At 53.9% G+C, this 26,496-nt stretch carries 26 protein-coding genes; 20 read left to right on the forward strand and 6 right to left on the reverse strand.

The genetic code is table 11. From position 1 onward, the window contains the following. Positions 1 to 8: 8 nt before the first annotated feature. Both NXT09_RS20620 and mutY read right to left on the reverse strand, forming a co-directional pair. On the reverse strand, positions 9 to 281 hold the full coding sequence (locus NXT09_RS20620) for an oxidative damage protection protein (protein WP_005975842.1): 273 nt from the start codon (positions 279 to 281) through the stop codon (positions 9 to 11). Further along, on the reverse strand, positions 278 to 1,384 hold the full coding sequence (gene mutY, locus NXT09_RS20625) for an A/G-specific adenine glycosylase (RefSeq protein ID WP_268581023.1): 1,107 nt from the start codon (positions 1,382 to 1,384) through the stop codon (positions 278 to 280). The genes NXT09_RS20620 and mutY overlap by 4 nt, the downstream gene beginning before the upstream one ends. 165 nt (positions 1,385 to 1,549) lie before the next feature. Here mutY and trmB point away from each other — a divergent pair, with 165 nt between their 5' ends. The 16 genes from trmB (at position 1,550) to phnE (NXT09_RS20705) (ending at position 17,228) form a co-directional block, all read left to right on the forward strand. After that, on the forward strand, positions 1,550 to 2,269 hold the full coding sequence (gene trmB, locus NXT09_RS20630) for a tRNA (guanosine(46)-N7)-methyltransferase TrmB (RefSeq protein WP_205553006.1): 720 nt from the start codon (positions 1,550 to 1,552) through the stop codon (positions 2,267 to 2,269). A gap of 1 nt (position 2,270) precedes the next feature. After that, positions 2,271 to 2,615 carry a YggL family protein gene (locus NXT09_RS20635; protein ID WP_010282853.1) on the forward strand — a complete coding sequence of 115 codons (345 nt, stop codon included), beginning with the start codon at positions 2,271 to 2,273 and terminating at the stop codon, positions 2,613 to 2,615. A gap of 114 nt (positions 2,616 to 2,729) precedes the next feature. Then, positions 2,730 to 3,443 (forward strand): YggN family protein, encoded by a 714-nt coding sequence (locus NXT09_RS20640; protein ID WP_010282855.1) that lies wholly within the window; start codon positions 2,730 to 2,732, stop codon positions 3,441 to 3,443. A gap of 374 nt (positions 3,444 to 3,817) precedes the next feature. Beyond that, positions 3,818 to 6,811, forward strand: coding sequence for an autotransporter domain-containing protein (locus NXT09_RS20645; RefSeq protein ID WP_268581024.1), 2,994 nt, complete (start codon positions 3,818 to 3,820; stop codon positions 6,809 to 6,811). Positions 6,812 to 7,061: 250 nt separating this feature from the next. After that, positions 7,062 to 7,778: a phosphonate metabolism transcriptional regulator PhnF gene (gene phnF, locus NXT09_RS20650; protein ID WP_268581025.1), complete on the forward strand. Its 717-nt coding sequence runs from the start codon at positions 7,062 to 7,064 to the stop codon at positions 7,776 to 7,778. Then, the gene (phnG, locus tag NXT09_RS20655; protein ID WP_268581026.1) at positions 7,779 to 8,225 is read left to right on the forward strand and encodes a phosphonate C-P lyase system protein PhnG; all 447 of its coding nucleotides are present in this window, start codon (positions 7,779 to 7,781) and stop codon (positions 8,223 to 8,225) included. Beyond that, the gene (gene phnH, locus NXT09_RS20660) at positions 8,225 to 8,806 is read left to right on the forward strand and encodes a phosphonate C-P lyase system protein PhnH (protein ID WP_268581027.1); all 582 of its coding nucleotides are present in this window, start codon (positions 8,225 to 8,227) and stop codon (positions 8,804 to 8,806) included. Before phnG ends, phnH begins: the two co-directional genes overlap by 1 nt. Further along, positions 8,806 to 9,882: a carbon-phosphorus lyase complex subunit gene (locus tag NXT09_RS20665; protein ID WP_268581028.1), complete on the forward strand. Its 1,077-nt coding sequence runs from the start codon at positions 8,806 to 8,808 to the stop codon at positions 9,880 to 9,882. Before phnH ends, NXT09_RS20665 begins: the two co-directional genes overlap by 1 nt. Further along, entirely contained in the window at positions 9,875 to 10,729 is an 855-nt protein-coding gene (locus tag NXT09_RS20670) for an alpha-D-ribose 1-methylphosphonate 5-phosphate C-P-lyase PhnJ (RefSeq protein ID WP_127157637.1), read from the forward strand. Before NXT09_RS20665 ends, NXT09_RS20670 begins: the two co-directional genes overlap by 8 nt. After that, on the forward strand, positions 10,716 to 11,480 hold the full coding sequence (gene phnK, locus NXT09_RS20675; protein WP_127157636.1) for a phosphonate C-P lyase system protein PhnK: 765 nt from the start codon (positions 10,716 to 10,718) through the stop codon (positions 11,478 to 11,480). Before NXT09_RS20670 ends, phnK begins: the two co-directional genes overlap by 14 nt. 63 nt (positions 11,481 to 11,543) lie before the next feature. Continuing rightward, entirely contained in the window at positions 11,544 to 12,257 is a 714-nt protein-coding gene (gene phnL / locus NXT09_RS20680) for a phosphonate C-P lyase system protein PhnL (protein ID WP_174877198.1), read from the forward strand. Then, complete coding sequence (phnM, locus tag NXT09_RS20685; protein WP_268581029.1) at positions 12,244 to 13,380, forward strand: alpha-D-ribose 1-methylphosphonate 5-triphosphate diphosphatase; 1,137 nt, start codon at positions 12,244 to 12,246, stop codon at positions 13,378 to 13,380. Before phnL ends, phnM begins: the two co-directional genes overlap by 14 nt. A 152-nt stretch (positions 13,381 to 13,532) precedes the next feature. Beyond that, positions 13,533 to 14,360: a phosphonate ABC transporter ATP-binding protein gene (phnC, locus tag NXT09_RS20690; RefSeq protein WP_205552992.1), complete on the forward strand. Its 828-nt coding sequence runs from the start codon at positions 13,533 to 13,535 to the stop codon at positions 14,358 to 14,360. Between the two features lie 51 nt (positions 14,361 to 14,411). Then, on the forward strand, positions 14,412 to 15,344 hold the full coding sequence (gene phnD / locus NXT09_RS20695; protein ID WP_268581030.1) for a phosphonate ABC transporter substrate-binding protein: 933 nt from the start codon (positions 14,412 to 14,414) through the stop codon (positions 15,342 to 15,344). A gap of 125 nt (positions 15,345 to 15,469) precedes the next feature. Next, complete coding sequence (phnE, locus tag NXT09_RS20700; protein ID WP_268581031.1) at positions 15,470 to 16,330, forward strand: phosphonate ABC transporter, permease protein PhnE; 861 nt, start codon at positions 15,470 to 15,472, stop codon at positions 16,328 to 16,330. Position 16,331: 1 nt separating this feature from the next. Continuing rightward, complete coding sequence (gene phnE, locus NXT09_RS20705; RefSeq protein WP_268581032.1) at positions 16,332 to 17,228, forward strand: phosphonate ABC transporter, permease protein PhnE; 897 nt, start codon at positions 16,332 to 16,334, stop codon at positions 17,226 to 17,228. A gap of 333 nt (positions 17,229 to 17,561) precedes the next feature. On the opposite strand, the gene NXT09_RS20710 is transcribed toward phnE (NXT09_RS20705), so the two are convergent. The 4 genes from NXT09_RS20710 to mutH form a co-directional block, all read right to left on the reverse strand. Then, complete coding sequence (locus tag NXT09_RS20710; RefSeq protein ID WP_268581033.1) at positions 17,562 to 18,623, reverse strand: NADP(H)-dependent aldo-keto reductase; 1,062 nt, start codon at positions 18,621 to 18,623, stop codon at positions 17,562 to 17,564. A 208-nt stretch (positions 18,624 to 18,831) separates the two neighbouring features. Further along, entirely contained in the window at positions 18,832 to 19,050 is a 219-nt protein-coding gene (locus tag NXT09_RS20715) for a YgdI/YgdR family lipoprotein (protein WP_039276145.1), read from the reverse strand. A gap of 174 nt (positions 19,051 to 19,224) precedes the next feature. Further along, positions 19,225 to 19,941: a TerC family protein gene (locus tag NXT09_RS20720; RefSeq protein WP_010299690.1), complete on the reverse strand. Its 717-nt coding sequence runs from the start codon at positions 19,939 to 19,941 to the stop codon at positions 19,225 to 19,227. 294 nt (positions 19,942 to 20,235) lie between these two features. After that, on the reverse strand, positions 20,236 to 20,931 hold the full coding sequence (gene mutH / locus NXT09_RS20725) for a DNA mismatch repair endonuclease MutH (protein WP_268581034.1): 696 nt from the start codon (positions 20,929 to 20,931) through the stop codon (positions 20,236 to 20,238). A gap of 695 nt (positions 20,932 to 21,626) precedes the next feature. Between mutH and rppH the strand changes: the two genes are divergently transcribed. The 4 genes from rppH (at position 21,627) to thyA (ending at position 26,342) form a co-directional block, all read left to right on the forward strand. Then, positions 21,627 to 22,160: an RNA pyrophosphohydrolase gene (rppH, locus tag NXT09_RS20730; protein ID WP_010282870.1), complete on the forward strand. Its 534-nt coding sequence runs from the start codon at positions 21,627 to 21,629 to the stop codon at positions 22,158 to 22,160. Positions 22,161 to 22,172: 12 nt separating this feature from the next. Continuing rightward, a complete protein-coding gene (gene ptsP / locus NXT09_RS20735) occupies positions 22,173 to 24,419 on the forward strand; it encodes a phosphoenolpyruvate--protein phosphotransferase (protein ID WP_268581035.1) in 2,247 nt (748 codons plus the stop codon). Positions 24,420 to 24,644: 225 nt separating this feature from the next. Then, complete coding sequence (gene lgt / locus NXT09_RS20740; protein WP_268581046.1) at positions 24,645 to 25,511, forward strand: prolipoprotein diacylglyceryl transferase; 867 nt, start codon at positions 24,645 to 24,647, stop codon at positions 25,509 to 25,511. A 36-nt stretch (positions 25,512 to 25,547) separates the two neighbouring features. Continuing rightward, entirely contained in the window at positions 25,548 to 26,342 is a 795-nt protein-coding gene (gene thyA / locus NXT09_RS20745) for a thymidylate synthase (protein WP_039312476.1), read from the forward strand. The last annotated feature ends 154 nt before the right edge of the window (positions 26,343 to 26,496 follow it).

Raw genomic sequence — 26,496 nt, forward strand, 5'->3', positions numbered from 1 at the left:
CCGCCATCTCAGTGGCTCGGAGGCGTATAGCCTTCGATGTGTACGTCCTTTCCTTCAAACAGGAATTTGATCATTTCCTGTTCCAGCAGCTTACGGTCGTCGACATTCATCATGCTGAGTTTTTTCTCGTTGATCAGCATGGTTTGCTTGGTTTGCCACTGCGCCCAGGCTTCTTTGGAAATTTCGTTATAGATGCGCTTGCCCAGATCGCCGGGATAGAGCTGGAAATCCTGCCCTTCGGCGTCGCGTTGTAAAAAAGTACAAAAAATCGTTCTGCTCATGCTTCTTCCTCATCAATTTCGCAGGCTTTCAAATGTGTTGACTGCGGGTGGGCCAACTCCCTCAGCAGGCGTTCTACTGGGGCGGCCAGTCCGACAGACGGCGGCTGCGCTAAGTTATACCAGAGACCTGCATCGTCATCCATGCAGGACCTGTTTTGTGAGCGATCGGTCTGCGATACGTCCAGCCAGAGCGGAACGATATCCAGATGAAAATGGCTAAACGTATGGCGGAACGCGACAAGCTGTTGCAATCCATCAGGATTCAGACCGCGTTGGTGCATCCAGAGTTCCAATTCCCGACGTTCGCTGAACTGTGGGAAGCAAAATAGTCCGCCCCACAGGCCGACGGCAGGACGCTGTTGCAGCCAGACCTGAGAACCCTGTTGCATCAGCAGGAACCAGCCAGTTTTCTCCGGCAGCGTCTGCTTCGGTTTCTTGCCGGGATATTGCGCCCAGCTGTGGTTGGCGTAGGCAATGCAGCCGGTATTCAGCGGGCACAGTTCGCACTTGGGGCGGCTGCGGGTACAAACCATCGCACCGAGATCCATCATCGCCTGATTAAACTGGCTGACGCCCTCGGCTGGCGTGACGTCTTCACTCCGCGCCCACAGTTTCTTTTCGACCTCTTTCTTGCCCGGCCAGCCGTCAACGGTATAGCAGCGTGCCAGCACGCGCTTCACGTTACCGTCGAGAATGGGGTAATGCTGACCGAGCGACAGCGACAGCACCGCGCCGGCGGTGGAACGTCCGACGCCCGGCAATGCCGCGACTTCATCAAAGGTGGTGGGGAACTCGCCGCCGTGACGTGACACGATGGTCTGTGCCGCTTTGTGCAGGTTGCGCGCGCGGGCGTAGTAGCCCAGCCCGGTCCACAGGTGGAGCACTTCGTCCAGCGGCGCTGCCGCCAGAGCATTTACGTTCGGAAAGCGTTCCATAAAGCGTTGGAAATAGGGAATAACCGTGGTGACCTGCGTTTGTTGCAACATCACTTCGGATAGCCATACTTTATAGGGTGTTTTCTCAAGCTGCCACGGCAGGGTTTTGCGGCCATAGTGTTGATACCAGTCCAGCACCTGATGGGCGAACTGTTGCGCTTGCATCATAAAATGGGGTCACTATCCGACAGATAAAAAGTTTGACAGCGATTCCAGCACAGAGTGAATGTGCTGTAAACCGGAACTTTCCGAGGCAGTGGGCTTGCTAAACCACGGTATCCTTGCATAATGCGCGTTTCATTAACGAAATCGGACAGCAAGTAAGCACTCTTTATGATTAACAACGTCATTTCACCGGAATTTGATGAAAATGGGCGCCCGATGCGTCGTATCCGCAGTTTTGTCCGCCGTCAGGGGCGCTTGACTAACGGGCAACAGCTGGCGCTGGATAACTACTGGCCGGTGATGGGCGTGGAATATCAGACCGAGCTGGTCGATTTTAACGCGCTATTTGGTCGTGACGCGCCGGTGGTGCTGGAAATTGGGTTTGGGATGGGCGCCTCGCTGGTGACGATGGCGGCACAGCATCCTGAGCAGAATTTCCTCGGTATCGAAGTTCACCTGCCGGGCGTGGGGGCATGTCTTGCTGCCGCACAGGAAGCGGGAATCAGCAATCTGCGCGTGATGTGTCACGATGCGATCGAAGTGCTGATGAATATGATCCCAGATGGCTCACTGTCCATGGTTCAACTCTTCTTCCCAGACCCGTGGCATAAAGCCCGCCATAATAAACGCCGTATCGTCCAGGTGCCTTTTGTTCAACTGGTACAGAGTAAGCTGAAGGTCGGCGGCGTGTTCCATATGGCAACAGACTGGGAACCTTATGCGCAACATATGCTCGAAGTGATGACCTCTGTCACCGAGTACCGTAATCTTTCCAATAATAATGAGTACGTTGAGCGGCCGGACTCCCGTCCGTTGACGAAATTTGAAGCGCGCGGCCAGCGTTTGGGGCATGGCGTGTGGGATCTGATGTTTGAGAGGATAAAATAAAATGGCACAAGCTCGTAGCCGTCGTTTACGTAAAAAGCTTCATATCGATGAGTTTCAGGAATTAGGTTTTTCTGTCAGCTTCCGCTTTCCAGAAGGCACTAGCGTAGAAGATATCGATCAGCTGATGGATAAGTTCGTTGACGACGTCATTGAACCACAAGGACTGGCATTTGAAGGCAGCGGTTATTTGCTCTGGGAAGGCCTGATCTGTCTGCAAAAAGTTGGTCATTGTACCGAAGAGCATCGTCAACTGGTTAGCCGCTGGTTGGAAGAGCAGAAACTGACGGACGTGAAAGTCAGCAACCTGTTCGATATCTGGTGGGATCTGCCAGAACACCTGCTGTAATCCTTGGTCTTATCAAGGCATGCCTGAGCTGATTCTGGCTCAGGCGTTATCCGCCTCATCAAAGGGCGGATTGTCGCTCTCCCGCTACTGCCGTTGTTTTCTTCAGGAGAAAATATGTCGCGTAAAATAACCTTGGGTTTATTGATGTTGTTGTCCTGGCAAGCGCAGGCGGCCTACCAGTGCAACGTGAACCCGCAGGACGACATCATTATCAGTCCGCAACACGTACAGGTCGTGGGTGCCAGCGGCAATTTACAACTCTCTCCGCAGGGCGATATCGTCCGTAACGGTACACCGCTGACTCTTAATGCCGAGCAGCGCCAGAAAGCCAAAGCCTATCAGGCGGATTTACGCCAGCAGCTGCCGTGGATCGACCAGGGCGCGCAGCAGCATCTTGAAAAAGCGCGAGTCGCGCTGGATAACGTCATCGTGCAAGAGCTTGGCAGCGACAGCAATGTACGCAATCGTCTGACGACGTTGGATAAACAGCTCAAGCAGCAGATGAACCGAATTATCGAACACCGCACCGATGGCCTGACGTTTCACCATCAGGCGATTAAGCAAGTTGAACAAGATGGCAAGCAGCTCGTGCAGCAAAGCATGGGCGGCGTCTTGCAGGACAGCCTGAACGAAATGGGCGTAAAACAGATGTCCAGCGGCGGCAACCCGCTACAGGCGATGATGGGCAACCTCGGCGGTTTGCAGAAAGCGATTCAGGCCGAGTGGAACAATCAGGAACTGGAGTTCCAGCGCTTCGGCAATGACGTCTGTAGCCGCGTCACATCGCTGGAAAACCAGCGCAAGAGTCTGTTGCAGACGCTGAAGTAAACTGACGTCGCTTAAGGAAACGGGCTGAGGCCCGTTTTTTGATCGTCCTTTTCCTCTCTCTCCCTTCTCCGTATTTTCCTTTTCGGTCTGACCTCTTTACCTGTAACCGAATGCCTCATGAAATTCATTGATTGTTACCTTCATGCGTTATGATTATTTGTACTAGTAACATAGAGTGACAATCACATTTGTGTTCGAACAGGGTGTCGTTAATGCTCTCGATGTGGAAAATCCATCCTTTCAAAAATAATCCTTTTAACAACCATTTATTTAAAAGTCATTCATGTAAAAACAATGAAATATGTATCACGACGACGTCGCGCGATTCTGGTCTGAACGGTGGTCGTGATGGCGCGCCTTACCGTGTGCTTGCGATGGGGTTACTGCTGTTTTGTCCTGTAACGTTATGGGGAGCAGATAATTTTCGGACGGCGGAGTATGAACGGAACGGTGCTGCACTGGATTCAATCAACGCCGCAGAGGCCTACAGTCTCGGTTTCTCGGGGAAGGGCGTTGGCGTTGCGATCATTGATGCGACCGGCGAACTGAGCGGTGATGAATTTGCCGGACGGGTGGATTCGGGCGCGGGGTGGATCTCATCCCCGTGGGATGGCGCTTTTCATGGCTATGCGGTGGCGGGCGTCATTGGTGCGGCGAAAAACGATAGCGGCATTCACGGCATCGCCTATCAGGCGAACCTGCTGCCGTTAGGAACCACTTTTTCATCGAATACATTGGTGAATGCCCAGCTTAACGTGCTCGATCGCCCAGATATCAAGATCGTCAATAATAGCTGGGGATACCAAATATTTAACGACACGGTGCAGACGTTCAGCGCCGATCGTCAGATTGAATTGCTGGACGGTATCATCAATAACAATATGGTGATTGGTACGGAGATGGCAAAACAGGGTCAGTTAACGGTGTTTTCTGCCGGGAACGAAGGGCACCTGACGCCGTCGATTAATGCTGGGTTGCCAACGCTATTAGATGCCTACGGAATTGACAATACGATTGCTAATAACTGGCTCAGTGTTGTGGCTTACGATCCTTCTCAGCGCCCTTCCAGTGCGGCGTTTATTGCATCATTCAGTAACCTGGGATTTGGGGCGTCGGCTTATACGCTGCTTGCGCCGGGCGTGAATATTGTTTCTACCAGAGATGCGAACACCACTGACACATTTAGCGGCACGTCATTTTCGGCACCTTACGTTTCGGGCGTTGCCGCGCTGGCGTCTGAGGCGTTTCCGTATCTGAACGGTAAGCAGCTAGCCGATATTCTTTTGTCCACGGCCACGCCGCTCACCGGTAGTAATACCCCGCGTGCGGTGTTGCTCATCCACAAGAATTACGATGACCATCAAAACCATCTCAGTAGTGAACTCAATGTTTATTCGACGGGGAATGCTGTCACGTTTAGCGATGAGGAAATGACCGTCTTTCTGGCACGGGTCAGAGAGGATGCGTTCTTCGATAATCTTACGGATGAACAGGTGCGCAGCGCGATTCGTGCCCGCGCCAGCGCGCAAAATATCAATGTGCTTACGACGGATGATTACCAATCGCTATTTGGTCAGGGGATGGTGAATGCGTATAAAGCGGTGCAGGGGCCGGGCGCATTAAATGCCCAGAGGCTGAGCGATAGCGATCTCAGTAGTGGCACGTTTAACGGTAACTACGCGATCTACGGGGTTGATACGCAAGGATATTCCAGCACCTGGAGCAATGACATTGCACAGGTGAAAAATACGACCAGCAGTAGTTCCCTGTATCAGTTGGATGTCGGCTTGCGTAAGCAGGGCGCAGGAGCCCTTTATCTGACGGGTAATAACACCTATCTCGGGCCGACCATTGTCGAAGGCGGCAGCGTCATTGTGGGCAAAGTTGCGCAGGGGAGCGGCAGTCTGGCGGGGGATGTCTGGGTGCAATCTGCGGCGACGCTGGGTGGGCATGGCAACATCGCCGGCACCGTCACGCTTGAGAACGGCTCCACGCTTTCACCCGGTGCATCCGTTGGTACATTAACGGTGGGCAATGTGGTGTTTCAATCCGGCAGCCTTTATCACTATGAGATTGATGAGCAGGGCAATGCCGATGGCCTGAATGTCACACAGGATGCGACGCTGGCGGGCACCGTGGTGCTGGATGCGCCTTCGCAGTCATTAGGCGATCGGTTTACCCTGTTGAATGTCGGTGGCACCCTGAGCGGCAGCTTTGATGGATTAACATCCAACTCAACCCAGCCTTTCCTGCAAGATACGCTGAGCTATGGCAACAAGCAGGCTTATCTGGACGTGGTGCGCAATAATCGCGCCTTTAATGACGTTGCTACCAGCCTTAATCAACGTGCCGTTGCGCAGACGATCGAGAGCCAGAATAGTGGGCCAGTTTTCTCTGCTATCGCGAACAGCCGCAGTGAAGCGACCGCACGGGCGGCGTTTGATAACCTCGACGGTGAGATCTACGCCGCCTCGCGTGCCGCATTGCTCCAGCGTAGCCGGTACGTGCGGGACGAGATCAACAGTGCGCTGCACGATGAAAATGCACAGTCGCTTTGGCTGAGTACGTGGGCGAACAATGGTCAGTTCGATGAGACCGCTGAATCCTCACGCGTTAACCATAGCGGCTATGGTTTCTTAATCGGTAACGGTAGCCCAGTCGGCGAAAGCAGCACGCTGGGTGTCGTCGTCGGCGCAGAGAAAAGCAAGATTAAAACCGATGCGCGTGCCGCCAGTAACGATGTGACGGCTTATCACGTTGGCAGCTATTGGGGAACGAACTATAGCGGCATCGCATGGCGCTCCGGTCTGGTCTACAGCTATCTGGATATGGGCAGCGAGCGAGACATTCAGGTGCCCGGACTCACGAGCCGCGCGCAGGCAGATTATCATGCGCATCTGTTTCAGGGATTTGCGGAAGGAAGTCATCGGTTTGCGTTCAATGACAGCCTAAGCGTCGAGCCTTATGGCAACCTTTCGTATGCCTGGCTCGATCTCGCGGGCGGACAGGAGCACGGTAGCGCTGCCGCGCTGCGCTGGGAACGTCAGGACAGCGGGGCGGGATACTCAACGCTGGGCTTACGCGGTGAGGCACGCTGGTCTTCACTCTCGCCTGTCCGGCTCTATGCCGATGCGGGCTATCAGCGACGCCTGACGCCGGATCGTAATCAAACGCGGCTGAGTTTTGTGCAAGGCGGCGATGCCTATACCGTCCACTCTGCCACTGACGATCGCGATGCGCTGCTAGTACGGGCGGGCGTCACGTTGGCGATTAAGCAGAATGCGACGCTGTTGCTGGGCTATCAGGGCTTAGTAAGCGATAAAATGCGCGAAAACAGCGCCAAACTGCAGTTTGGACTCACATTCTGATACTTGAAAATCATCCCCCATGCGCGGGTAAAACCGTGTGTGGGGCGTTTGATGCAGGGCTGTCGCCCGGTGAGATAATGCGCTGCCGATAGCCATACATCGTTAGCAGCCTATCGAAAAAAGTTCATTTTTGTGCCATGCCTGATTAACGAGACAGACATATTCCCTCCTCATAATCGTACGATATTTATACATCTCAGCGTTCTCCTTCCGATTCGTATTGATGTTCCCTGTTTCTGGGAGATTTTTTATGACGCAGTTGTCCAGACATCCGACCACTATCTATCAGGCGATTGCCGCCCGATTAGAGGAAACGTTACGCGAGCGCTACAAATGTGGCGACTATCTTCCCTCTGAAAAGCAGCTGGCGACGCACTACGCCGTTAATCGGCATACGTTACGCCGCGCCGTGGATGATTTGGTGAAAAAGGGGCTGGTTCAACGCCGTCACGGCGTGGGGATCTTGGTGCTTATGCGACCTTATGATTACCCGCTGCATGCGCAGGCTCACTTTAGCCAGAACCTGCTGGATCAAGGCAGCAGCCCTTCCAGCGAACGACTCTTTGCCATGCTGAGTCCGGCCAGTCAGGATATTGCCACCACGCTGGGCTGTGGCGAAGGCGACAACGTCATCCATTTACGTACGCTGCGCCGGGTGAATGGCATACCCGTCTGCGTCATTAACCATTTCCTGCCCAATCTTTCCTGGTGGCCGCACCTACAGCAGTTCAATAGCGGCTCGCTGCACGACTTTATTACCGAGCGATTGAATCAGACGCTGGTTCGCACGCAAACACGCATCAGTACGCGTCTGGCTCAGGCTAAAGAGAGCCGGCTACTGGAAATCGACGCGCAGGCACCGCTGCTGTGCTTGCGCACGCTGAATAAAACCGCAAACGGTGAGATCGCCGAGTACTCCGTCAGCCTGACGCGCGGCGATATGATCGAACTGACGCTGGAGCACTAGATGGATACGCTAACACGCCGTCAACGCTGGCTCTCGGTGTTGGCATTCAGCCCGGTTGCCGAGCTGGAGAAACACTGGCACGCGCTCAATTTACACCCGCAGTACGCTTTGCTGCGCGCCGCCGAAATTGGCCTGACTCGCCTACAGGCGAGAATGGGGGGAACGGGCAAGCGCTTTGTGCTGGGAGATATGACGATGACGCGTGCCGTGGTGCGTCTGGCAGACGGTACGTGTGGATACAGCTATGTGGCCGGCCGCGATAAAGCCCATGCCGAGCGCTGTGCCGTGATTGATGCCCTGCTGCAACAGCCGGAAAACCACGATCGGTTACAGGAGCATCTCATCGAGCCTCTGGCGGCGCAGCGTGCCGAGCTGTGTGAACAGCGCGCGCGTGAAATTGCCAGCAGCAAGGTCGATTTCTTCACGTTGGTTCGCGGAGATAACTGATGTTTATACAAGCGAGCTTTGCGCAGCCAGTGGCTGACGCGCAGTGTACTTTTCGGCGCATCCTCAAGGCCGTAAGCGAACCGGGCGTAACGGTGACCTTACCGTTACAGCAAGGCTGGGGGCGGCTTTCTCCCGCTTCGACTGCGGTGATGCTGACGCTGGTCGATCGCGATACGCCGCTCTGGCTGGATGATGCATTGGATGATGACACCCTCCGCAGCAATCTGCGTTTTCATACCGGTGCGATATTGACCCACGCTGAATCAGCGTCCTTCGCCTTGCTTCACGTCTCATCGGCCACGGCTATCGCGCTGTCGCGGTTTTCTGCCGGTGACGTCATGTCGCCGGAAAAGAGCACCACGGTCATCATCGAGGTTAGTTCCCTGACCAGCGGCACGCCGCTGCGCCTGAGCGGGCCGGGGTTGGAAACCTCACGCGTCGTTGATCCGCAGCTGTCGCCGGACATCGTGCGCTATCTCTGCCACCGTCCCGATCCCTTTCCGCAAGGTATCGATCTGATGTTCACCTGTGCCGATGCCCTGATGGCATTGCCGCGCACCACCCACGTGGAGGTTTGCTGATGTATGTCGCCGTGAAAGGGGGAGAGAAAGCGATCGAGAATGCCCATCGCTTACAGGAGGATCTGCGCCGTGGGGATCGTGATATCCCAGAGATTGGCTGTCAGCAGGTTGAACAACAGCTCGGGCTGGCGGTCGATCGCGTGATGACCGAAGGCGGAATTTACGATCGTGAACTGGCGGCGCTGGCGATCAAGCAGGCCAGTGGCGATATAGTGGAAGCTATTTTTCTGCTGCGTGCGTATCGCACGACGCTGCCGCGCCTGGCGGACAGCCTGCCGCTAATGACGGCGAACATGCGGATTGAGCGACGCATTTCGGCGGTCTACAAAGATGTGCCGGGCGGACAGGTTCTCGGCCCCACCTACGATTACACTCATCGTTTACTGGATTTCACGCTGCTTGCCAACGGTGATACACCCGCGCCATCCGTGGCGGATATACCACTGGAAGCAACGTGCCCACTGATATTTGATCTGATGACTCGCGAGGGCTTTGCCGTCAGGGAAGAGGATGACGGCAGCGAGCCGTGTGATATCACCCGCGATCCCCCGAGTTATCCCGCCCCGCGTTCGGCGCGTCTGCAACAGCTGGTGCGGGGGGATGAAGGCTTTCTGCTGGCGTTAAGCTACTCGACGCAGCGCGGTTATGGCCGCACTCATCCCTTTGCCGGTGAGATCCGCACCGGCTTTGTCACGGTAGAGATTGTGCCGGAGGAGCTGGGCTTTCCGCTGGAAATCGGTGAAATCCTGCTGACCGAATGTGAAATGGTCAACGGGTTTACCGACAGGGATGAGGAAGCGCCGCACTTTACCCGAGGCTACGGGTTGGTGTTTGGGCGAGCGGAGCGTAAAGCCATGTCGATGGCTCTGGTCGATCGCGCCCTGCAAACCGCAGAGCATCACGAACGTGTGACCAGTCCGGCGCAGGACGAGGAGTTTGTGCTGTCGCACGCGGATAACGTCGAGGCGGCGGGGTTTGTCTCTCACCTCAAATTACCTCATTACGTCGATTTTCAGGCGGAGCTGGAGCTATTGAAACGCCTGCGTCAGGAGTATCAGGAGGGTAAAAATGCATGAGTTAAGCGGCTATAACCCTGGCTATCTTGATGAGCAAACCAAACGTACGATCCGGCGCGCTATTTTGAAGGCGGTGGCGATTCCCGGCTATCAGGTGCCGTTTGGCGGGCGGGAAATGCCGATGCCCTACGGCTGGGGAACCGGCGGCATTCAGCTCACCGCCAGCCTGATTGGTGAAAACGATGTGCTGAAAGTGATCGATCAGGGCGCGGACGACACGACCAATGCCGTCTCTATCCGACGTTTCTTCCAGCGCGTGAGCGGGGCGGTGACCACCGAGCGCACCGTCGAGGCTACGCTGATTCAGACGCGCCACCGCATTCCCGAAACGCCGCTGAAAGAAGATCAGATTCTAATCTATCAGGTGCCGATCCCCGATCCGCTGCGCTTTATTGAGCCGCGTGAGGTCGAAACGCGCAAGATGCATGCGCTGGAAGAGTACGGCATCATGCAGGTGAAGTTGTACGAAGATATCGCCCGCTATGGTCATATTGCGACAACCTACGCGTATCCGGTGAAGGTGAATGACCGCTATGTGATGGACCCTTCGCCCATTCCCAAGTTTGATAACCCCAAAATGCACAGAATGCCCGCGCTGCAACTGTTTGGCGCAGGCAGAGAAAAACGCATTTATGCCTTGCCTCCCTACTGTGACGTGAAAAGTCTGGATTTTGACGATCACCCGTTCTGCGTTCAACGCTGGGATCAGCCCTGTGCGCTGTGTGGTTCACATGATAGCTACCTTGATGAAATCGTGATAGATGATGAAGGATCGCGTCTGTTTGTCTGCTCCGATACCGACTATTGCCGTCAGCAGCAGGAGAAACAAAGCCATGAATCGCAGTGAACAGCCGTTGCTGGCGGTCAATAACCTGACGCACCTTTATGCGCCGGAAAAGGGTTTTGAAGACGTCTCGTTTGAGCTTTTTCCGGGAGAAGTGCTGGGGATCGTCGGCGAGTCGGGGTCGGGAAAAACTACGCTATTACAGGCTATCTCGGCACGGCTAACGCCACAGCAGGGAACGATTGACTATCAGGGACGCGATTTATATCGCCTGAGCGAAAGTGAACGGCGACGTCTGCTGCGCACCGAATGGGGCGTGGTGCATCAGTATCCGCTTGATGGCCTGCGCCCGCAGGTTTCGGCCGGCGGCAATATTGGTGAACGGCTGATGGCCGCGGGACAGCGCCACTACGGTGAGATTCGCCAGCAGGCAAGCCAGTGGTTACAGGATGTTGAGATCCCGGTCGCGCGTATTGACGATCTGCCCACCACCTTCTCCGGCGGTATGCAGCAGCGTCTGCAAATTGCCCGTAGTCTGGTGACGCGTCCTAAATTGGTCTTCATGGACGAACCGACCGGCGGCCTTGATGTTTCCGTACAGGCTCGCCTGCTGGATCTCTTACGTACTCTGGTGCGTGAACTGAATCTGGCGGTGGTGATCGTGACGCATGATTTGGGCGTCGCGCGAATGCTGGCCCACCACCTGATCGTGATGAAACAAGGGCGGGTTGTCGAAAGCGGCCTGATTGACCGTGTGCTGGACGATCCCAGACACCCTTATACGCAACTGTTGGTTTCGTCAGTCCTGAGCTGATGGAAGCCGCGCAAATCCCGCTCTAGCGCGGGTGAATCAGGTTGTAATCAATCGGAACACGCCATGAACACACAGCTTCGCGTTGAGCATCTTTATAAAGTCTTCGTGTTACACAATCAGCACGGCGCGGCTTTGCCCGTGTTGCATGACGCCAATTTTGAGGTCAAGGCAGGGGAATGCGTAGTGCTGGATGGTCATTCCGGCAGTGGCAAATCGACGCTGCTCCGTTCGCTATATGCTAACTACCAGCCTAACAGCGGCCATATCTGGGTAAAGCACCACCATCATTGGGTCGACTTGGTGAACGCCCCGTCACGGCAAATTCTTGCCATTCGCCGCGATACGATTGGCTGGGTTAGCCAGTTTTTACGGGTGATTCCCCGCGTCTCCACGCTGGATGTCGTCATTCAGCCCCTGCTGGAGCGCGGTATGGCGCGTGCCGAGTGTGAGGATCGTGCCAGACAGTTGCTCGCCCGGCTCAACGTACCAGAACGACTCTGGTCGCTACCGCCATCGACCTTTTCTGGGGGAGAACAGCAGAGGGTGAATATCGCCCGAGGGTTTATCGCTGATTATCCGATTCTCCTGCTGGATGAACCGACCGCGTCGCTGGACAGCGGCAATAGCAATGTGGTGGTTCAACTGATTGAAGAAGCCCGTGAGGGCGGGGCGGCGATTGTCGGCATTTTCCATGACGGCGCGGTGCGTAACCGGCTCGCCACGCATTTACACGCTATGCAACCTTATCCCGGGGTGCAGCAACATGATTATCAATAATGTCCATTTGGTATTGGAAAATGAGGTGGTTTACGGATCGCTGGATGTGCAAGACGGCGTCATTACTCACGTCAGCAGCGCATGTAGCCATCTGCCGGAGGCTTTTGATGGCGAAGGGGGATTCCTGCTGCCGGGGCTGGTGGAGCTGCATACCGATAATCTCGATAAATTTTTTACCCCGCGGCCAAAAGTGGATTGGCCAGCCTACTCGGCCATGAGCAGCCACGATGCGCTGATGGTGGCGAACGGCATTACCACCGTGCTGGATGCGATTGCCGTGGGGGATGTGCGGGACGGTGGTCATCGCTTCGATAATCTCAATAAAATGGTTGAGGCGATCCGTCAGGGGCAGGAAAAAGGGCTAAACCGCGCCGAACACTGGCTGCACCTGCGTTGCGAACTGCCGTATGACGCCACGGTGCCGCTGTTTGAACAATTGATGAATACCCCCGACCTGCTGCTGGTGTCATTGATGGATCACTCGCCCGGCCAGCGTCAGTACACATCGTTGCAGAAATACCGTGAGTATTTTCAGGGAAAATATCATCTCAGTAACCTACAGATGGACGCGTTTGAAGAAGAACAGAGGGGGTTGGCCGCTTGCTGGTCTCAGCCCAATCGGCTGGCGATCGCGGCACTCTGCCGTAAAAAAGGGATCGCATTAGCCAGCCATGACGATGCCACAGTAGAACACGTTAACGAATCCCTTCAGGTGGGCTGTGCGATTGCTGAATTTCCCACTACCGAGGCGGCGGCGAGATACTCACACGACCGAGGGTTGCTGGTGTTGATGGGCGCACCCAACGTGGTACGCGGCGGCTCGCATTCAGGCAACGTATCCGCCAGCCAACTGGCGCAGCAGGGCTTATTGGATATTCTCTCTTCTGATTATTACCCCGCCAGCCTGCTTGATGCCGCCTTTCGTCTGGCACAGGATGAGAGCAATCCTTATGACCTGCCGCGTGCTATCACCTTGCTGACGCGCAATCCCGCCCGCGCTATTGGATTGCACGATCGCGGTGTGATTGTTGAAGGAGGGCGTGCCGATCTGGTTCTGGCGCATACGCTTCACGGCCATGTTCATATTCGTCATGTGTGGGCAAAAGGGCAGAAGGTGTACTAATCGATTGATTTACTTATTAGCGGATTTTGGCGCGGCTAAGGATAGCCTCACAAATCGTTTCAACTGGTCATTATTTAATCATTTGTTGTTCATTAAACCATCACGCCATCTGTTCTTAATGAGGGGGCTACCTCACCACAGTGGATATCAAGATGGCACAGGCACAATTGAAATCTGGCCTCGAATTCAAAACGCAGTTGCAGCCCGTTCAGCCGCAAAAGGTGCTGTCCGTTCGAGGCGTGGGGAAAGCGTGGTCTCCACAACACCGGGTGCTAGACGACGTTAACTTCGATCTGCACACGGGAGAATTCGTTGCTGTCATTGGCCGTTCCGGGGCGGGAAAATCGACGCTGCTGCATCTTTTAAACGGCACGATTTCAGCCTCTGGCGGTGAAATCATCAATTACAGCGGTGAGCAGCCACAGGATATTATCAAGCTAAGCTCGCGCCAGATACGCCAATGGCGCGCCCATTGCGGCATGATTTTTCAGGATTTCTGCCTGGTGCCGCGGCTGGATGTCCTCACCAATGTCTTGCTGGGTCGCCTTAGCCAAACCTCCACGCTTAAGTCACTCTTTCGTGTGTTTTCCGACGAAGACCGCGCTCGCGCCATCGAGTTGTTGCAATGGTTAAACATGCTGCCACAGGCGTTACAACGCGCGGAAAACCTCTCAGGCGGCCAGATGCAACGTGTCGCTATCTGTCGGGCCCTCATGCAGCAGCCCAGAATTTTGCTCGCCGATGAACCGGTTGCGTCGCTCGATCCCAAAAATACCCGCCGCATCATGGATGTCTTGCGGGAAGTGAGTCAGCAGGGGATTAGCGTGATGGTTAATCTGCACTCGGTGGATCTGGTGAAGCATTACTGCACGCGGGTTATCGGGATCGCCCAAGGGCGCATTGTTTTTGACGGGCATCCAACGCGATTGGATGAGCCGCTGCTTCATACGCTGTATGGCGATGAACTGAATGCACATTAATGCGATGTGCGTTTAACACGATGGCCTTTGACACGAGAACAGGTGATAACAATGAGAAAGATCTTTGGTTTGGCGATGATGTTAACCAGCTCACTGACCGTCTTCAGCGCGGCGGCGGCGGGGATGCCCAAAGAGCTGAATTTGGGTATTTTGGGCGGGCAAAATGCGACACAGCAGATCGGTGATAACCAGTGCGTCAAAGAGTTCCTTGATAAAGAGCTGGGGGTTGAGACCCGGTTGCGTAACGCTTCGGATTACTCCGGCGTCATTCAGGGACTGCTGGGGGGAAAAGTCGATCTGGTTTTGAGCATGTCGCCATCGTCTTTCGCCTCCGTCTATCTGAAAGATCCTAACGCGGTGGATATCGTCGGTATCGCTGTTGACGATAAAGACCAGTCACGCGGCTATTACTCTGTGGTGGTGGTCAAAGCCGACAGTCCGTACAAAAAGCTGGAAGACCTGAAAGGGAAATCTTTTGGCTTTGCCGATCCCGATTCCACCTCGGGCTTTCTGGTGCCCAACCAGATATTCAAACAGAAATTTGGCGGGAACAACGATAACAAATACAACAATTTCTTTTCCAGCGTGACGTTCTCTGGCGGCCATGAGCAGGACATTCTGGGTGTACTGAACGGTCAATTTGACGGTGCCGTCGCCTGGACATCGATGGTGGGCGATTACAACACGGGCTACACCGCCGGCGCTTTTACCCGCCTGATCCGCATGGATCATCCGAATCTGATGCAGCAGATCCGGATTATCTGGCAGTCCCCTATCATCCCGAACGGCCCGATTCTGGTCAGCAATAAGCTACCTGCTGATTTTAAGCAGAAGGTCATTACTGCGGTGATGAAGTTGGATAAAGAACAGCATGAATGCTTTACCAAGGCGATGGGCGGAACTCAGCATATCGGTCCGGCAAGCCTGAATGACTACAAACACATCATCGACATGAAACGCGAACTGACGAAAGGCAACCGCTGATCGAGAGCAGGCGCGTCGCCGCTCCCTCAACGCCCGTTCAGACATGACATCGAACGGGCGCAACATTTTCAGTCCGCTCATCAAAGTCAGGGCAGGACGTATCGCCCGGTAAACAGGACACTGCTTTGAATAATGACTTTGAGCAATATTATCAACAGATTAAAGGGCGACAGAAGCGTGAGGCGCTACTGTGGTCTTTGCTGCTGGCCTGCCTGTTTCTGGGGGCGGGCAAGGTCGCTGAATTCAGCCCCGCAACTATCTGGCATTCTCTGCCGAGTTTTTTCAGTTACTTGCGCGATACGCTACCTGTATTGCACTGGCAGCAGCTTCTGGCGAATGCTCACACCGAAGGTTCTCTAGCTTATTGGGGATATCGGCTGCCGATACAACTGCCGCTGATCTGGGAAACGCTGCAAATGGCGCTGGCTTCCACAATCGTTGCGGTGGCGGTTGCCACGATGCTGGCATTCTGTGCCGCCGCGAATACGCAAAGCTCGATGCTGCTGCGTGTGACTATTCGTGCGCTGGTGGCGTTTTTACGCACCATGCCGGAGCTGGGTTGGGCGGTCATGTTTGTCATGGCGTTTGGCATTGGTGCCATGCCCGGCTTTATTGCGCTAGCGTTGCACACCGTCGGCAGTTTAACCAAACTGTTTTATGAGTCTCTGGAAAGCGCTTCCGATCGGCCGATACGCGGTCTGGCTAGCTGTGCTGCCAGCAAGCTCCAGATTATGCGTTTCGCCTTCTGGCCACAGGTAAAACCGATTTTTCTCTCCTACAGCTTTATGCGCATGGAGATCAATTTCCGTTCCTCCACCATTCTTGGCTTGGTCGGCGCGGGCGGCATCGGTCAGGAACTGATGACCAACATTAAGCTCGATCGCTACGATCAGGTCAGTATGACCTTATTGCTGATTCTCGTTGTGGTCTCGCTGCTGGATGGTTTATCCGGCTATTTACGCCGCCGCGTAGTAGAAGGACAGTGAAATGAGAACCGTAACGTCGCCTGATGTCGATCAATTGAAAAAGCAGCATCCCGACCTGTTTCGCATACAGTCGCGCTATCTACGCCGAATCGCACTACTGGCGCTGGCGGTCACGCTGTATTACCTGTTCTTTTTCCAGACCTTTGGCATCAGCTGGCAGCAGTGGCTCAATGGCTCGGCGCAGCTGGGGCGCTATTTTTTACGCATGTTTGTCTGGCATGATTTTCTCAATTGGCCCTTTGGTTACTACCTGTCGCAAATTGCCATCACGCTGTCGATCGTGTTTGCGGGGACGGTAACCGCGACCTGTATCGCGCTGCTCCTCTCCTTCTTTGCGGCGCGTAACATCATGCAGCGCCGCGGACTACGGCCAATTGCGCTGCTGGTGCGGTGCCTGTTGGACATGATGCGCGGCATTGATATGGCAATTTGGGGGCTGATATTCGTGCGAGCCGTCGGGCTGGGGCCGCTGGCGGGGCTGTTGGCTATCGTGATGCAGGATATTGGCCTGCTCGGCAAGCTCTACGCGGAAGGGCACGAAGCCGTCGAACGTTCACCCGGACGAGGCCTGAGCGCGCTAGGTGCCACTGCGCTACAAAAACACCGCTTTGGTATCTTCACACAGTCGTTCCCCATCATTCTGGCGCTCAGCCTCTACCAGATTGAATCGAATACCCGTTCTGCTGCCGTATTAGGTTTTGTCGGCGCGGGAGGCATAGGGCTGGTCTATGCGGAGAACATGCGCTTATGGAACTGGGATGTGGTGATGTTCATCACGCTGATTTTAGTCGCGATAGTGATGGTCATGGATGGGATATCATCGTGGCTGCGTAGGCGCTATATCACGGGCAAGGATATTCCGCTGTTTCAGCCCAAAAACAGTGACGCCCATAATTAAGTGCTTGTTAGTCATATTTTTATGCAGACTGAGAGACAGTTTCGTGCGCCACAATACCGTCATTTTCATGCTACCTCGTAGCACGCGCCCGACACGGGACGGCTCAAACGCCGCTCGCCCCGTGACCCCAGGCTTTCGGCGGGAATTATGCCGCTGGCGCGGTGCCATCGGCGTTCATGACCACTTTTCGAGCCGACTGTGACGCGCTCCCGGCGCGGCACAGTCTTTCGCGGCGTCCCTGCCGCTCACTCGGTGGTCATGCCCACCGCTGCATAATTTTTACGCCAGATAACGTCAAAATCCCGATGAACCCTGTAGCCCCGATTTTGTCGTTTACGGCGCGGGGAACGTAAAACGACGGTGGATGGCTTCCAGCTCGTCAAGGATCTCGCCGTCCAGCGTCAGGTTCTGGCTGTCGAGGTTGATTTGCAGCTGTTCCAGTGTCGTTGCTCCCAGCAGCGTACTGGCGACGAACGGCTGCTGACGCACAAACGCCAATGCCATTTGCGCCGGATCCAGACCGTGCTTTTGCGCCAGCGCCACATACACGGCAACCGCTGCCTGAGCCTGTGGGCCGGTATAGCGGGTGAAGCGGCTAAACAACGTGTTACGCGCATTGGCCGGTTTCGCGCCGTTCAGATATTTACCCGTCAGCGTACCGAATGCCAGTGACGAATAGGCGAGAAGTTCCACGCCTTCATGCTGGCTGATTTCCGCTAAGCCGACTTCAAAACTGCGGTTCAGCAGGCTGTAGGGATTCTGAATTGACACGATACGCGGCAGGTCGTGCTTTTCCGCCAGATGCAGATAGCGCATCACGCCCCACGGGGTTTCGTTGGAGACGCCGACGTAGCGAATCTTACCGGCACGCACCTGCTCATTCAGCGCTTCCAGCGTTTCCAGCAGCGTGACGACCGATTTGTCTTCAGTGTATTGCGGTTTATCATCGGTATACTGATAGTTCAGCTTGCCAAAGCAGTTGGTCTGGCGCTGAGGCCAATGCAGCTGATAGAGATCGATATAGTCGGTGTTCAGGCGTTGCAGGCTGGCATCCAGAGCGGCACGGATGTTTTTTCTGTCCAGCGCCTGCTGTGGTCGAATGCTGTGATCGTTTCCGCGCACGGGGCCGGAAACTTTACTGGCCACAATCAATTTTTCACGTCCACCACGGGATTTCAGCCAGGAACCGATATAGCTCTCGGTTAGCCCCTGTGTTTCCGGGCGCGGAGGAACGGCGTACATTTCTGCTGTGTCAATCAGGTTAACACCTGCGGCAATGGCATGATCTAACTGGGCGTGAGCGTCTGCTTCGCTGTTCTGTTCGCCAAAGGTCATCGTACCAAGACCCAGCACGCTCACTTCTAAAGAACTATGGGGAATACGGTGATATTGCATTGCCAGCTTCCTTATGTCTGAAAATAGCAGGCGCTTTTCCCGTCATTTCCGCATGATTTGCTGCGATTCCAATGAGTTTGGGAAAACACACCTGAATTCGACTATAAACGAAGCCGTGGCGAGTGGGGAAGTCTCTTCTGTTGCCCTTCAGCAGGATTTTGCCGAAGAGCGTCGTTCGATGGGGGAAAATATCGGGCTAACGTTGCCGTTAGCGCTGCACGATCTGGGAGATTTGATCGCTGTTGATTTGTTTCTGATTACCTTGCTCATCGGTATAGCTGAGCAGCCCGGTATCTTTATCCAGCACGGGTTTTCCCTGCGTCAGGAGCATTTGCCCCTCTTTTGTCGCCATCACGTAGTCACTGGAACAGCCTGCCAGAGTGAATAATAACGCCAGTGTGATTGCCATTTTCATCCGTACTTTCATCATATTAACCCGTTCATGAATGCCAAAGCTTCAGGTGAGTCTAGCAAATGGTTGCGAAGGTTAACGTAGGAATAATGGAAAAAATGTGTTTAGAGGGAATTAATGTTGTGTAATCAGGCGGCAGGTCGCCGCCTGATTATGACGTCTTTATCGTGAGCGCTCGCGATGCGGCGATCAGTGTGCTGCTTTTTCTTTTTTACTGCGCAACAGGTTCAATGCCTCGACGGACATCGAGAAGAACATGGCGAAGTAGATGTAGCCTTTCGGTACGTGAACGTCGAAGCTTTCCAGAATCAGGGTGAACCCGACCAGGATCAGGAACGACAAGGCCAGCATTTTGACGGACGGATGGCGTTCGACAAACTCGCCGATAGGGCGCGCAGAGAACATCATCACGAGAACGGCAATAATGACCGCTGCCATCATAATAAACAGATGGTCAGACAGGCCGACGGCAGTGATTACCGAATCCAGGCTGAAGATGATATCCAGCATCATGATCTGCACAATCGCGCCAAAGAAAGAGTACACCTTGGAAGTATGGTCTTCTGAACCGCCTTCGACGGTTTCGTGAATTTCCATACTCGACTTCCAGATCAGGAAGAGTCCCCCGAAGAACAGGATCAGGTCACGTGTGGAGATTTCATTGCCAGCGACGGTAAACAGCGGGTCGGTCAGACGCATGACCCAGGCAATAGAAGCGAGCAGTCCCAAACGCATTAACATCGCACCCATCAGCCCGATGCGGCGAGCTTTGTTTTGCTGGGCTTTAGGCAGTTTGGCGACAACCAGAGACAGGAAAATAATGTTATCGATCCCAAGAACGATTTCCAGAATAGTCAGCGTTCCCAATGCTAACCATGCGTTCGGATCAACAATCCAATCAAACATTATATCAATACACCTTAAACGAAACGTAAACGATATTATACTCTGCCAGCTCAGGGCGTAGGCAAGCGAAAGTGTGATGTTGTGAAAATATACTCGTCATACTTCGCATTGCTGCCCGTGTGCTGGCGTCCCTTTTGCTCTGGTTTTTTACTCTGGGTCGGCGTCAGGCTTTTCCCAGAACGATTCCCTTGTCGCACGATTGCTGCGTAATAGAGTGCGGCGTATAAGGCTAGTGTACGATGAAGCGGGGCGCTGATGAAGCATCGTGCTAATAGAACATCGCGCTAACGAAATTCAACTGCTGAGCTGCATAAAGTGGCGGGCTAGTAGCGGCGCGGTAAAGGTTTTTTTCAGGTAGAAGCCGCGCGGTAAGGTCAGAACCGGTTGACCAAATTCGCCAATCGCCTCGGTTAATGCCCGGCTATTTGCCGCTTTGGGGCGTAGTTGTAGCACTTCGCCATGCCGTGCGGTGATGCTTTCTACCCGGCCAAGCACGATCAGATCCATCAACTCTTCCCAATCGCAGCGCAGCTGTTCCTCTTCTTCTTCATTGGGGCTCCAGATCAGCGGTGTGCCAATACGGCGTTCCCCCAGCGGAATGTGCCGCGAGCCTTCGACCGGAATCCACAGTACCCGCGCGAGCTTGTGCCGTACGTGGCTGCTTTCCCACGTCACGCCGCTGTTGCCTGTTAATGGTGCGACGCAGACGAACGTGGTTTCCAGCGGTTTGCCCTGTTCATCAATAGGAATGGTTTTGAGTTCAACGCCGATGTCGGGGAAATCCTGCTCAGGCTTGCTGCCTGCGCTTGCACCCAGAAAACGCTCCAGCAAGATACCAATCCAGCCTTTATCGCGTTTCAGGTTAGCGGGAATAGGCAGGCGGGCGATGTCCGCTAATTCCGCGAGATTATAACCCGCGAGAGATTGCGCGCGTTCCAGCAACATGTGCTCACTTGGCGGCGCAGTCATGTGAACCGTGGGTGAATTCATAGCGTATAGCCCGATATTTTTTCGCTCAAAAAAAACACAATAGATAGAGAACACCAGTGCACAGCCTGCAAGACTGTGGAGAAAAACAATAATAGCATGATTCGTAGTGCTTTTTTTTAGTGTGATGGCGATCACTTAACACCGTTTTGCAAACTGTGCACGTATAGCCACCGACAATAAACAGGATCTTACACTAGGTTATCCACAGATTTCTTGGATAACCCACATAAACATGAATTACTGGTTCGATTTACAGCCTTGACTCCCGACCTTTTTGCTGTTTTTGCCTATTTATTGCCTGACTTTGAGACATTCCCTGTGGATAAAATCGGCATAGTGCGATCTTTCGCCAATCTTGCGTTGTATGCCATTTGAACAAAAAATCAGGGTCTGCTGTTTCACGTAAAATTGTTTGTAATTTAATGAATAGAAAGCATTATTTTTTAATTCGCATTAATATTTTTTCTTCATGAAAAATGAGTTTTACTTACTTCTTCATGGGTTCTGCACAAAGATGTCCACAGAAAAAGTGAATAAATTGCCGATTCCGGTCTTCACATGTTTATAACTTTGATCTTATCTGTGGGTTATCTTACTTTTATTCGTATCACATGCTTTCTAAGCAGTGGTTTACCACCTGACGGGAGTGTGAAACAATCAGGTCATCTTTGCATTGATGTTTATCGAGGTAGTCGGTGATCGATGATGATGGCTACCGCCCAAACGTTGGTATTGTAATTTGTAATCGGCAGGGGCAGGTGATGTGGGCCCGGCGCTATGGTCAGCACTCCTGGCAGTTTCCGCAGGGGGGGATTAACCCCGGTGAAAGTGCTGAGCAGGCGATGTACCGCGAACTGTTTGAAGAAGTCGGGTTAAGAAAAAAGGATGTGCGCGTATTGGCATCTACCCGTAACTGGTTACGCTATAAATTACCAAAGCGTTTGGTGCGTTGGGATACAAAACCGGTCTGTATCGGCCAAAAGCAGAAATGGTTTTTGCTACAGTTGATGTGTAATGAGTCGGATATCAATATGCAGAGCAGCGGCACGCCGGAATTTGATGGCTGGCGCTGGGTGAGTTACTGGTATCCGGTACGTCAGGTCGTCTCTTTTAAGCGAGATGTGTATCGTCGCGTGATGAAGGAATTTATCAATCCGGTGATACTGCTTCAGGAGAGTGTTGCGGCTCGGGTGGTTACGCCATCCGGTCCTCGGCGAAAAAGAGGGTAATTCAGGCACATTATGCTCACGCGCTTGCGAGAAATTGTCGAAAACGTTGCGGCAACGGCCCGCCTTAGTGATGCGCTGGACATTCTGGTCAATGAGACCTGTCAGGCTATGGACACGGAAGTCTGTTCCATTTATCTGGCCGATCACGATCGTCAATGTTATTACCTGATGGCAACGCGCGGGTTGAAAAAGCCGCGCGGGCGCACGGTTACGCTGGCGTTTGGGCAAGGCATTGTCGGGCTGGTCGGGCAACGTGCTGAGCCCATCAATCTGGCCGACGCTCGCACACACCCCAGTTTCAAATATATCCCCGCCGTGAAAGAGCAACATTTCCGCTCTTTTCTTGGCGTTCCCATTATCTACCGTCGCCACCTGCTGGGCGTACTGGTTGTGCAGCAGCGTGAACATCGTCAGTTTGATAAAAACGAAGAATCGTTCATGGTGACGCTGGCCACGCAGATGGCCGCTATTCTTTCCCTTTCACAGATAAAAACGCTCTTCGGTCAATACCGTCAGACGCGCGTTAAGGCGTTGGTGGCTGCGCCCGGTGTGGCGATTGCCCCCGGCTGGCAGGATTGTACTCAGCCTTCTCTGGAACAGGTTTTCCCCGCGTCGAGTCTGGACAGCGAGCGTGAGCGCTCCCGTTTAACGCAGGCGCTGGAAGAGGCCACGGCGGAATTCCGCCGCTTCAGCAAGCGGTTTAGCGCCAGCGCGCAGAAAGAGAGCGCGGCGATTTTCGATTTGTACTCGCACTTGCTAAACGATGCGCGGCTCAAGCGTGAACTCTTTCAGGAAGTGGATGCGGGCAATGCCGCCGAATGGGCCGTGAAACTGGTGATCGAGCGCTTTGCCGCGCAGTTCACCAATTTGCAGGATACTTATTTACGCGAGCGAGCAGGCGATCTGCGTGCGTTGGGGCAACGGCTGCTGTTCCACCTCGACGATAATGCGCAAATCATGGGGCAGTGGCCTGAGCGCTTTATCCTCGTGGCGGATGAATTAACGGCCACGCTGCTGGCGGAGCTGCCGCCTGAGCGTCTGGCGGGCGTTGTTGTCTATGACGGTGCCGCGAATTCGCATGCGGCGATTCTCGTCCGTGCGATGGGCATTCCGACGCTGGTGGGCGCGGACATTCAGCCCGATCTGCTGCATCAGCGTCTGCTGATCATCGACGGTTATCGCGGCGAGCTGCTGGTCGATCCTGAACCCGTGCTGGTACAGGAATACCAGCGTCTGTTGACGGAAGAAAATGAGCTGACCCGCCTAGCCGAAGGCGAAATGGAACAGCCTGCCGTACTCAAAAGCGGTGAACGCATTCAGATCATGCTAAATGCGGGTCTCAGCGCTGAACACGAAAAACGCTTTATCAATCAGGTTGATGGCGTGGGTCTGTATCGCACGGAAATCCCGTTTATGCTGCAAAGCGGATTTCCGTCTGAAGATGAGCAGATGGCGCAATATCAAAGCATGTTGCAGCTTTATCCTACGCGCCCCGTGATGCTGCGCACGCTGGATATCGGCGCGGATAAGCCGCTGCCTTATCTGCCTATTAGCGAAGAGAATCCGTGTCTCGGTTGGCGCGGCATTCGTATTACGCTCGATCAGCCTGAAATTTTTCTGATTCAGGTGCGCGCGATGCTGCGTGCCAACGCGCATAGTGGCAATCTCAATATTCTGCTGCCGATGATCAGTAGTCTGGATGAAATCAGCGAAGCGCGTCGCTTGATCGATCAGGCTGCGGGCGAAGTAGAAGAATTACTCGGCTTCCCGCAGCCCAAGCCGCGAATTGGGATTATGATTGAAGTTCCATCGATGCTGTTCCTGCTCCCTCATCTGGCTTCCCGCATCGATTTTGTTTCGGTTGGTACCAACGATCTGACGCAGTATCTGCTGGCGGTAGATCGTAACAATGCTCACGTGGCATCGCTTTATGACAGTCTGCATCCTTCCATGTTGCAGGCATTGAATATGATTGCCGCCGAGTGCGAGCGGCATAATATTCCGCTTTCCGTGTGCGGAGAAATGGCGGGCGAAGCGCTTGGCGCACTGCTGCTAACCGGGCTGGGCTATCGCTCGCTCAGTATGAACGGACGTAGCGTTGCGCGAATTAAATATCTGCTGCGCCAAATTACGCTGGCTGAATCGCAGGCGTTGGTGAAGCAATTGCTCGGTGCGCAGAGCGCGACAGAAGTCCGACAGTGGGCGTCGAGCTTCATGGAAGAGCGCGGATTGGGCGGCTTGATTCGCGGCGGACGCTAATCCGTCGCGGTGCGATATCGACGGAACATTAAGATTTAATTGCGAGTAAATGTTTAACAACGACTCAATGTTTTACAGAACTTTTCCCCTTCGCGATCAACGAGCGTGGGCGCGTATGCTATGATTCGCCACCGCGGTTCGCAGGAACGGATTCATTCTCCTGCCTTTTGCCTATCAATGACGATCCCAAAAGTAGGGATAACACAATAAAATATGTGGTGAATGATGACGACAAGCTATCTGGCGTTTCCTCAGTTTGATCCCGTGATTTTCTCAATCGGCCCGCTGGCGCTGCACTGGTATGGGCTGATGTATCTGGTGGGTTTTGTATTTGCCATGTGGTTGGCGGTGCGTCGGGCGAATAAACCAGGTAGCGGCTGGACCAAAGATGAAGTCGAAAACCTGCTGTATATGGGGTTCCTTGGGGTCTTCGTCGGTGGGCGTCTGGGCTATGTCCTGTTTTATGCCTTCCCGTCATTTCTTGAAAACCCGCTCTATCTTTTCAAAGTCTGGGATGGCGGCATGTCGTTCCACGGCGGCTTAATGGGCGTCATTTGCGTCATGCTGTGGTTCGCTCATCGCACCAAACGTCATTTCTTCCAGGTTGCTGATTTTATTGCCCCTCTGATTCCTTTCGGACTTGGCGCTGGCCGACTGGGCAACTTCATCAATGGCGAACTCTGGGGACGCGTGACGACGGATACGCCGTGGGCCATGCTGTTTCCTGGCTCGCGCGGTGAAGATATGGCGCTGGCCGTCAGCAACCTGCAGTGGCAGGCGATTTTCAATCAGTATGGCATGCTGCCGCGTCATCCTTCTCAGCTGTATCAAATGATGCTGGAAGGTGTGGCGCTGTTTATCATTCTGAATCTCTTTATTCGTAAATCTCGGCCGATGGGCAGCGTTTCAGGGCTTTTCCTGATCGGTTATGGCATGTTCCGAATCATTACTGAATTCTTCCGCCAGCCGGATGCGCAGCTGGGGCTGTTCGGCGGCCTGTTCAGCATGGGGCAAATCCTGTCTCTGCCGATGGTGATCGCTGGTATTCTGATGATGGTCTGGGCCTATCGCCGTCAGCCTGCACAGCAATAATCCGCCGTCCTTCTTTAATATTTGTGGTGAGGTAGTATGAAACAGTATCTGGATCTGATGAAAAAAGTGCTTGAAGAGGGCACGCCGAAAGCCGACCGTACCGGCACGGGCACGCGTTCTATTTTCGGCCATCAGATGCGTTTCAACTTGCAGGACGGGTTTCCGCTGGTTACCACCAAAAAATGCCACCTGCGTTCGATTATCCATGAGCTGCTCTGGTTCCTGAACGGCGATACCAATGTTGCTTATCTGCATGAAAATAAAGTCAGTATTTGGGACGAATGGGCGGATGAGAACGGTGATTTGGGGCCGGTTTACGGGAAACAGTGGCGTTCGTGGGGCGCTGCAGACGGTCGTGAGATCGACCAGTTGAAGAATGTTCTGACCCAGTTGAGACAGGATCCAGATTCTCGCCGTATTATCGTGTCTGCCTGGAACGTGGGTGAGCTGGACAAAATGGCGCTGGCACCGTGCCACGCGTTTTTCCAGTTCTACGTGGCGGATGGCAAACTCTCTTGCCAGCTTTATCAGCGCTCGTGCGATATCTTCCTCGGCCTGCCGTTCAACATCGCCAGCTATGCGCTGCTGGTGCATATGGTGGCGCAGCAGTGCGATCTGGATGTCGGCGATTTCGTCTGGACTGGCGGCGATACGCATCTGTACAACAACCATCTGGAACAGACGAATTTACAGTTGAGCCGTGAACCGCGCGCGCTGCCTAAACTGGTGATTAAGCGCCGTCCGGATACGCTGTTCGACTACCGCTTCGAGGACTTTGAAATCGAGGGATACGATCCACATCCCGCCATCAAAGCACCGGTTGCGATCTAAAGCCTCTCCCATGTTTTCGAGGGCCGCGTCATGCGGCCCTTTTTGTTATTTCTCTTCGTGCAACGGACCTATCACTTCTTGAACCAACTGTGTGTGAAAATTAATCGTTTCGAATATTGTGATTTTCGTTTATTTCGATTAATGTTCATTTTAG

The organism is Pectobacterium jejuense (genome assembly GCF_026800125.1).
In the GTDB taxonomy this organism is placed as follows: Bacteria; Pseudomonadota; Gammaproteobacteria; order Enterobacterales; family Enterobacteriaceae; genus Pectobacterium; species Pectobacterium jejuense.